The sequence below is a fragment of the Rhizobium sp. FKY42 genome (assembly GCF_005222835.1).
Classification (GTDB): Bacteria; Pseudomonadota; Alphaproteobacteria; order Rhizobiales; family Rhizobiaceae; genus Neorhizobium.
Genome location: NZ_STGA01000059.1, coordinates 165,755 through 166,437 on the forward strand (window position 1 = coordinate 165,755; position 683 = coordinate 166,437).

Below are 683 nucleotides of genomic sequence, written 5' to 3' on the forward strand. Positions count from 1 at the left end.
TATTGCCACGCGTGGTGGCCGGCGAGAATCTCACCTCGAGGAGCGACGCTTTCTGGTGTCGTCTGCGGAGTACGAAGTCGGCCGATTCGGCTTCGTCATCGACGAGGCGCGGCATGCGGCTTATGACGGCCCGTCGAGCTTCGTGTCGTGGACCGGAAGGGGTGCGGTATGATGACCTCAGGAGACCGCCAGATCGAATTGCGGCGCATGGAGGACGCCTGCCGCCAGACACGGCATCAGCTCGACATGATCGATCGTCAGATCATCCGCAAAATGACGGCATTGATCCCGTCGCTGTCTTCGCGGCGATCAGAGTATCGTTGCGGCAGGCCGCCAAATCCGAACACCTTCCTCTGCCGCTACCGCTCCCATCTTGCGGCGATCACCACTGAGCGCCAGCCGGAGATCGAGGCACTCTCGCGCAAGCTGGCACGACAGGAAGCGGCAATCGCCTCTTTGCGTGCCAGGAGTTCACCGTCCAGCTCTGTTCGACAGGGCGGCCACGTGGGCGGAGACGATCCGAGACCCTGATCGTTGCGCTGGCAGAGGTCACGGGGCTGGGCGGTTGGGTGGAGGTCAGTTGCGAGCTTTGCCTGGTTTCCGTGTCCGTTTGGGCTCGGATGAGCCCCTTGGCCGTTCTGTCCTTCGGTTTCGTGGCGGTCTGAACCGGCGCCCGTTCGGTT

The 683-nt window shown here is 63.1% G+C and carries 1 protein-coding gene; it reads left to right on the plus strand.

Annotated features, from left to right (window positions below; genetic code table 11):
• Window positions 1-168 precede the first annotated feature (168 nt).
• Entirely contained in the window at window positions 169-531 is a 363-nt protein-coding gene (locus tag E8M78_RS20015) for a hypothetical protein (protein ID WP_137136722.1), read from the plus strand.
• The last annotated feature ends 152 nt before the right edge of the window (window positions 532-683 follow it).

What these genes read in the sequence shown, in the direction of transcription:
- E8M78_RS20015 (WP_137136722.1), top strand. Translation starts at nt 169, where the DNA reads ATGATGACCTCAGGAGACCGCCAGATCGAATTGCGGCGCATGGAGGAC.